General features: G+C 61.5%; 5 protein-coding genes and 1 pseudogene. 4 read left to right on the top strand and 2 right to left on the bottom strand.

Features of this window, described 5'->3' with window-relative positions; genetic code table 11:
• The 4 genes and pseudogenes from J6497_RS40140 to J6497_RS40125 form a co-directional block, all read left to right on the top strand.
• On the top strand, window positions 1-298 hold a 298-nt coding region (locus J6497_RS40140), incomplete at its 5' end, for a transposase (protein WP_225707744.1).
• 3 nt (window positions 299-301) lie between these two features.
• On the top strand, window positions 302-682 hold the full coding sequence (locus J6497_RS40135; RefSeq protein WP_225709663.1) for an ABC transporter ATP-binding protein: 381 nt from the start codon (window positions 302-304) through the stop codon (window positions 680-682).
• 50 nt (window positions 683-732) lie between these two features.
• Entirely contained in the window at window positions 733-1,365 is a 633-nt protein-coding gene (locus J6497_RS40130; RefSeq protein WP_225709662.1) for an ABC transporter ATP-binding protein, read from the top strand.
• Between the two features lie 75 nt (window positions 1,366-1,440).
• Window positions 1,441-3,099, top strand: a pseudogene (locus J6497_RS40125) (MFS transporter); the annotation flags it as partial.
• A 41-nt stretch (window positions 3,100-3,140) separates the two neighbouring features.
• Here the strand turns inward: J6497_RS40125 and ltrA are convergent.
• Together ltrA and J6497_RS40115 are read right to left on the bottom strand one after the other, a co-directional pair.
• Window positions 3,141-4,517, bottom strand: coding sequence for a group II intron reverse transcriptase/maturase (ltrA, locus tag J6497_RS40120; protein WP_225709661.1), 1,377 nt, complete (start codon window positions 4,515-4,517; stop codon window positions 3,141-3,143).
• Between the two features lie 914 nt (window positions 4,518-5,431).
• The gene (locus J6497_RS40115) at window positions 5,432-5,734 is read right to left on the bottom strand and encodes an NAD(P)/FAD-dependent oxidoreductase (protein WP_283846080.1); all 303 of its coding nucleotides are present in this window, start codon (window positions 5,732-5,734) and stop codon (window positions 5,432-5,434) included.
• Window positions 5,735-5,759: the final 25 nt, after the last annotated feature.

Raw genomic sequence — 5,759 nt, 5'->3', positions numbered from 1 at the left:
TGCCAGCCATAAGACACCAGCCGTAAAGCGTTGGCTCAAGGCACACCCACGCTTCCATTTGCACTTCACGCCGACCTCGGCCTCTTGGCTCAACATGGTCGAGCGCTTCTTTGCCGAGATCACCCGAAACCGCATCCGCCGCGGCGCCTTCGAGAGCGTCGCCGAGCTCAAGCGTGCGATCATGGAATACCTGGAAAACCACAACGCCGCCCCAAAGCCCTTTATCTGGACCAAATCCGCGGGTGAAATCCTCGAAAAAGTCCCCCGCGCGAAACAAGCGTTAGAGTCACAACACTAGTGAATGGAGGGGGTTGTCGCGCTCGACAGGATCAACCTGTCAATTGCGCCCGGGGAGCTTCTGACACTGTTGGGGCCAAGTGGATCCGGCAAGTCGACTTTGCTCAACAGCGCCTCGGGGATGACTTTGCCAACCAGTGGCGCGGTACTGATGGATGGCCGGGATGTCACTGACATCGCCCCCCGCGAGCGGAACCTAGGCATGGTTTTCCAAAATTGCGCGCCACTGCCGCATATGACTGTTTTTGATAACATCGCTTTTCCGCTTCGCATTCGTAGGTTCGCCAAGTGCGATGTCGAGCGCGCTGTAATGGCTATGCTCGATTTGGTCCGCTTGCGAGATTTCGCGCAACGCAAACCGAAGGAGTTGTCGGGAGGGCAATAGCAACGCGTCTCGATTGCGCGATGTCTCGTTTATAAACCAAACTTATCCTGATGGATGAGCCGCTCGGAGCTCTTGATAGGAAGCTAAGGCTGCAATTTCAGTTCGAGATCAAGAAGATCCACAAAGAACTCGGCGTGACAATTCTTTACGTCACTCACGATCAGGAGGATGCGCTCGTTCTATCCGATCGGATCTGTGTCATGAACCAAGCTCACGTTGAGCAAGTCGGCACTCCAAATGACCTTTATTTTCGGCCGACGAACGAGTTCGTGGGAGATTTCTTGGGCGATTCTAATCTGATACCAGGAACTGTAGAGCACTCATCCGGTGATGTTGCTCGCGTTCGGACGAATGATGGATCGCTGATGTGTTGCACATTGCAGGGCAATGTTAGCTCCGGCGATGAGATCAAGGTGATGGTCAGGCCAGATTCTGTCCGGCTATCTCGTTTCGATCAACCGAGTGAATTTGGAATGCGATGTGTCATTCAAGATCGTGCGTTCGTAGGGCATGCGATTCGATATACGATTTCGGTAGATGATCAGCGTTTAACAGCTTTGCATAATAGCGGCTCCGGAATTCCCATGCTCGAACCTGGTAACCAAGGTTGGGTTGACTGGTCGCCAGGCGACGCGATCTCGCTCGCCTCGCGAGCAGCGTCGGAACGTTTGCGGGCCTCATGAGGCTGTCGTAGGCGAACGTCCCGGAACCTTGATCCAGCAAGGAATCAACTCATAGAGGGCCAGCCAGGAGCCAGTATGACCGACGCGACCAAGCCTCAGGGGTTTAGCGCCGACGGCATTACCGCTCCGCTGCGCCATACCAGTTTCCGACGTATCTGGCTCGCGAGCCTGCTCTCCAATTTGGGTATCCTCATTCAGGGTGTCGGCGCGGCCTGGGCGATGACGCAGATGACGTCGTCGGCCGACAAGGTCGCGCTGGTGCAAACCGCGGCGATGCTGCCGGTCATGCTGATCTCGATGCCCGCCGGCGCGATCGCTGATATGTATGAGCGGCGCATCGTGATACTAGTCTCGCTCACGATTGCGCTCGTCGGCGCGACCGCGCTGACCACGCTCGCGTGGCTGGGTCTGATTACGCCGAACTTTTTGCTGGCGCTTTGCTTTGTCGTCGGCAGCGGCATGGCCTTGATGGTACCGGCCTGGCAATCGTCCGTAAGCGAGCAGGTACCGCCGGAGGCGCTGCCGGGCGCGGTCGCCTTGAATGGCATCAGCTACAACATCGCCCGTAGCTTTGGCCCGGCCATCGGCGGCATCGTGGTGGCGAGCGCCGGCGCAGTGGCCGCGTTCGCGGTCAACGCGCTGCTCTATCTGCCGCTGATCGCCGCGCTGTTCATGTGGAAGCGCGTCGCCGAGCCGTCGCGGCTGCCGCCTGAGAAACTCAGCCGCGCCATGGTTTCCGGCCTGCGTTACATTAACAATTCGCCCTCGATCAAAATCCTGTTGGCCCGTACTATGGTCACCGGCGTCGGCGGCGGGGCGATCGTCGCTCTGATGCCTCTGGTGGCGCGCGATCTCCTGCATGGTGGCGCCCAGATCTATGGTATCATCTACAGCGCCTTTGGCCTGGGCGCTGTGATCGGTGCGCTCAGCATCACCGAGATGCGGAAGCGGGTAAGCGGTGAGTCGGCTATTCGCGCCTGCACGCTGTCCATGAGCGGTGCGATTTTTGCGATGGCGCTGAGCCGAGAGCCGGTGTTGACGGCGGCCGCGCTGGTTGTGGCGGGAGCAGTGTGGGTGATGGCGGCGGCGCTGTTCAATATCAGCGTGCAGCTGTTGGCCCCTCGCTGGGTGGCCGGGCGCGCGCTCGCGGCGTACCAAGCGGCGGGATCGGTGGGCATTGCTGTTGGCAGCTGGGGCTGGGCCATCTGACCGATGCCGCCGGTGTGGAAACGGCGCTACTGGTCTCGGCCGGCCTGACCCTTGCCTCTCTACTCATTGGCCTGTGGCTCCCCATGCCGCGCATCAGCGCTCGGAGGGAGGAGGAGGCCGAGGTGCTTGACGATCCGGAGGTGCGGCTGGCGCTGACCGGGCGCAGCGGGGCCCTTGGCGGTCGAGATCGAGTATCGCGTAGCGGAGCAGAATGCTCGTGCGTTCCACAACGTCATGCAGGAAGTGCAGATGTCCCGCCAGCGGAACGGCGCCTATGGCTGGTCGATTGCGCGCGACATTGCCGATGCCGAATTGTGGACCGAGCGCTATCACTGCCCGACCTGGCTCGATTACCTCCGCCACCGCAATCGCTCTACTCAGCCGGAGCGCGCGACGGAGCAGCAGGCGATAGCCTTCCACATCGGCCCCGACCCGGTCCGCGTCCGCCGTATGCTGGAGTGCCCGTTCGGTTCGGTACGCTGGAAAATCGGGATAGGGGGGCGTCTTGCGACGCGCCCCCTCCCACACCACCGGACGTACGGGTCCGTATCCGGCGGTTCGGCGGATTATGCGGTCGCTTGGTGCGCGACGGAAGCCAGGCCGAGTGAGACGAGGAAGCTGTTTGGCAAAGCGATGGTGAGCGCGGGGCTGTTCGCGAGCCGCCAAGGGCCATGCGGGCTTCCGGCGGTTTGTGCCGCCAGGTCCCGGCCGACGCCGCGGCGTCGCAGCTCAGCGAAGCGAGCGTGTCCGTACTTCCATTGCTTCCAGGCGATGGCGCGCAACCGTCGCCTTGTCCACTGGTCAAGTGCGCGCAGCACCGACGGGGTTTGGCAGAAGCCGAAGTAGCCGCGCCAGCCGACAAGGTAAGTGGACAGCTCCTTGACGACCTGCGCGAGGCTTCGTCCGCCCGTGCGCCGCGTCAGCTCCCGAACCTTCGCCTTGAAGCGGGCGAGCGCCTGCGGCGCGATCCGGCGCCGAGGCTCCTTCCTGCTTGTCAAGCCGAAGCCCAGGAACTTACGAACGCTCGGCTTGGCGACCGCGCTCTTGGCCTTGTTGACCTTGAGCTTGAGGCGCTTGGCCAGGAACTTTTCGATGCCAGCCATCACCCGCTCGCCCGCTTTCTGGCTGCGCACATAGATATTGCAGTCATCGGCGTAGCGCACGAAGCGGTGGCCGCGCTTCTCCAGTTCCTTGTCCAGCACATCCAGCATCAGGTTCGACAACAGCGGCGAGAGCGGGCCACCTTGCGGGGTGCCCTCCTCCGTCGGACTGACCAGACCTCCTTCCAGCACACCCGCGTTCAAGAAGCCGCGGATCAGTTTCAGGAGGCGCTTGTCAGCAACCCGCGTGGCAATGAGCCCCATCAGGATGTCGTGGTTGACCCGCTCGAAGAACTTCGCCAGGTCGATATCCACGACGACGGCGTGCCCGGATGCGATATACGCCTGCGCCCGTTCTACCGCCTGATGCGCCGAGCGCCCGGGCCGGAAGCCGAAGTTCATCTCGGAGAACGTTCCGTCCCAACCCGCCTGCAGCACCTGCATCACCGCCTGCTGGATGAAGCGATCGAGCACCGTCGGGATGCCGAGCGGCCGTAGGCCGCCCGATGCCTTTGGTATCTCGACGCGCCGCACCGGTTGCGGTTGGTAACTGCTGTCAAGCAATTGGGCCCGGATCGTGAGCCAGTGCTCTTTCAGGTAGGTCGGCAGCGCGTCGACGGTCATCCCGTCAATACCTGCCGCACCCTTGTTGCGCTTCACTTGCGCCAACGCTTTCTTCAAGTTCTCACGCTCGACTACTGCTTCCATCAACGGCCCTGCGACCGCCGGGCGTTCGAGACAGGCTTTCGCCGCGCAGGGTTCGAGCTCTTGGGCGGCGGCTCTCAGGGCTTCACCCCTCCCTCCGGTGCCCAAGTTCAGTTCAACCTGATCTTTCTGCCGCATGGCTTGCGCGAGATCGCCGCTCTACTGGCCTCTTCCACCGTTTGGGCCTTCGGCGGTACGCTGCCGCCTACTATGCCCTCTGCTGACTTCTGCGCTGCGGTCAGGCTGCCTTGCGACGGCCTCAGTCCCGTTGCCGAGACACAGCGCAGACCTCCCGAGGTAAGACCGACCGCCTTCACCGCACGCCCGCCGAATTTACCACCCCGATCCTTGATGACCGTGGACTTCGCGATCAGTCGCTCGCTCGTCCGACCGGGTAGGCCTCGTTATCCGGTGTTTGTCCATCAGGCCGCGGCTTTGCTCCACGCTTTCTTCAGACCCAACCTCGCGATGACGCCCTTGCGCTTCGTTAATCCTTCACCGCCATCAGGCTGGATAGAGGACTTCCACCTCCAAGCTGTCGTTCATACTCGGCACACGACCCACACGCCCGACCACTCGGGCGCCGAAGAGCTGCCGGTGATCGCAAGCGCGGCTGAAGTAGTACGTACCCGTCCGTTAGGAGACCGGTGCGAACACGGTTTGGGCGACGAGCAAGCGCGATACGACGGCCAAGGCTCGGCGCGACAGCTTACTCAATCCGGCGGAGAACAAGGCGAAGATTGTATCCGTTGGCGGAGAGGGACGAGGTCGGCGGCATCATAATTGTCTCTGCCTTTGAGCTAGAATCGGGAGATGAGCGCCATATTTCAAATCGCCGATCACCGGCTCAATGCCAGATCGGGACCGGAACTCGCGATTGATCATTCCTAGGACGCTTCGCTCCGGGAGATAAAGACTAACCATCGTCCAGCGGTCATGCGGTCTGGTCGCCAGTTATGTGTCCTCTCAGCCTTGATGTCGGGTTTTGTAGTTTTATGTTCAATAGATGGACATCAGGTACTTCCGTTATTTTGTAGCAGTTGCGGAAGCTCTCAGCTTCGCGATGCCGCTCGCGACCGCAGGACAGCGTAGCCCCTCAAACGGAATCGCTGCGAACTGAGCTGTCTCGAGTAGCCAGACGAACTGCCGGTGACCAAATCGGCAACGACTCGTGCTGTGACCGCAGCCAACGTGAGTCCTAGGTGTCCGTGACCACAGGACACGAAGATGGAACGATGGCCCGGGACCTGCTCGACGATCGGCAAGGAGTCCGGAGTAGCCGGGCGTTCTCCGCTCCACACCTCGAAACCGGGCCGAGGTCTGAGCGCGGGCAGAACTTTGCGCACGCGATCCAGCGCGGATGAGAGCAGTCCGGGCCGC

The organism is Bradyrhizobium cenepequi, from assembly GCF_020329485.1.
Classification (GTDB): Bacteria; Pseudomonadota; Alphaproteobacteria; order Rhizobiales; family Xanthobacteraceae; genus Bradyrhizobium; species Bradyrhizobium cenepequi.
This window is presented reverse-complemented; position numbering and strand designations above follow the sequence as displayed.

Coding starts and splice junctions, on each gene's coding strand:
- J6497_RS40135 (WP_225709663.1), top strand. CDS start 302: ATGGAGGGGGTTGTCGCGCTCGACAGGATCAACCTGTCAATTGCGCCC.
- J6497_RS40130 (WP_225709662.1), top strand. CDS start 733: ATGGATGAGCCGCTCGGAGCTCTTGATAGGAAGCTAAGGCTGCAATTT.
- ltrA (WP_225709661.1), bottom strand. CDS start 4,517: ATGCGGCAGAAAGATCAGGTTGAACTGAACTTGGGCACCGGAGGGAGG.